The 1,310-nt window shown below is 65.3% G+C and carries 3 protein-coding genes; 2 read left to right on the top strand and 1 reads right to left on the bottom strand.

The annotated features are described in order from the left end of the window. Both BJF87_RS23700 and BJF87_RS23695 read left to right on the top strand, forming a co-directional pair. Window positions 1-354 (top strand): heat-shock protein HtpX (locus BJF87_RS23700; RefSeq protein WP_075864033.1); only part of this gene is annotated, 354 nt, incomplete at its 5' end. After that, window positions 351-761 (top strand): low molecular weight phosphatase family protein, encoded by a 411-nt coding sequence (locus BJF87_RS23695; RefSeq protein ID WP_075864032.1) that lies wholly within the window; start codon window positions 351-353, stop codon window positions 759-761. The genes BJF87_RS23700 and BJF87_RS23695, both read left to right, overlap by 4 nt. Window positions 762-783: 22 nt before the next feature. On the opposite strand, the gene BJF87_RS23690 is transcribed toward BJF87_RS23695, so the two are convergent. After that, the gene (locus BJF87_RS23690) at window positions 784-1,272 is read right to left on the bottom strand and encodes an ArsI/CadI family heavy metal resistance metalloenzyme (RefSeq protein WP_187346540.1); all 489 of its coding nucleotides are present in this window, start codon (window positions 1,270-1,272) and stop codon (window positions 784-786) included. Between the last annotated feature and the right edge of the window lie 38 nt (window positions 1,273-1,310).

The following is a 1,310-nucleotide window of genomic DNA, read 5'->3' as shown; positions in this document are numbered from 1 at the left end:
TTCCTGACCGCTCTCGGCCGGGACAGCGTCGAGGTCCGCTCCGCCGGATCCGCACCTGCCGACTCGATCAACCCCGCCGCTGTCGAGGCGATGGCTGAAGTCGGTATCGACATCTCGGCACAGTCACCGAAGATCCTCACCCCCGACACCGTCGAATCCTCCGACGTCGTGATCACCATGGGCTGTGGCGATGCGTGCCCGGTGTTCCCAGGCGTCAGCTACCGCGATTGGGCCCTCGACGACCCGGCCGGTCAAGGCATTGATGCGGTCCGCCCGATCCGCGATCAGATCCGCGCACTGGTCGCGGACCTGCTCGACGAACTGGTCCCCGCTAACCAGCAGGTCCACCAGTGAGCACACCACCGAAGGTGTTGTTCGTGTGCGTGAGCAACCGCGGCAAATCCGTGATGGCCGAACATCTCACGCCCACGGTCACCGACCGGATCACCCCATCCTCGGCCGGAACGAGTGCGAAGATCGGCGGTCAGGCCAACGAACTGTCCGCCCAGGTGCTCGCCGAAGTCGGCGCTGATGTCGCCGGACACGAGCCGCGGCAACTCACCGACGAACTGATGCGCGCCGCTGATCTTGTGGTGGTGGTCGGCACCGCCGAGGTCACCCCACCCGACGGCGTCGCCCTCGAGGTGTGGAACACCGACGAACCCTCGACGCGAGGCATCGACGGCGTCGAGCGGATGCGCCTGATCCGCGACGACATCACCAACCGGATTCGCGTTCTCGCCGACCGCATCACGGGGTAGGCGAGAACGCGAACCGAGGCTGTCAGCAGCAGGCTGTGCGCGCCTCGGCCTGGTCGGCGGCGCTGCCACCGCAGCACACCGAACCCTGCTCGGCGGCGTCGGCGGCGGCGTTCTGTTCCAGCAGTTTCGGGCTGGTCCCGAACGTCTCAGAGTCAGCGAGCACGGTGTAGACCTCCCACTTCTCCTTCGCCGGTCCGGTCACCCACACCTTGTCCTGCGTCGCGAAACAGCAGGTGGAGTTGATCTCCTCCTGGGTGAACAGGCCCTCCCCGGACAACCGGGCGATCTCGGCGTGCACCTTCTCGCTCGACTCGACCTCGACGCCGAGATGGTTGATCGTGCCGCCCTGGCCGGGATTCTCCAGCAGCACCAGCTTCAGGGGCGGCTCGACGATCGCGAAGTTGGCGTATCCCGGCTTGCGTTTGGCCGGGGTGGTGTTGAACAGCTTGGAGTAGAACTCGATCGCGGTATCGAGATCATCGACATTGAGCGCGAGCTGCATACGGGACATGACCATCACCTTCACCTGTGAGACATATATCGAACTAC

This window comes from Gordonia sp. CNJ-863, assembly GCF_001942325.1.
In the GTDB taxonomy this organism is placed as follows: Bacteria; Actinomycetota; Actinomycetes; order Mycobacteriales; family Mycobacteriaceae; genus Gordonia; species Gordonia alkanivorans.
Note: the sequence above shows the minus strand (reverse complement) of the source record. Positions and strands in the feature narration are given on the sequence as shown.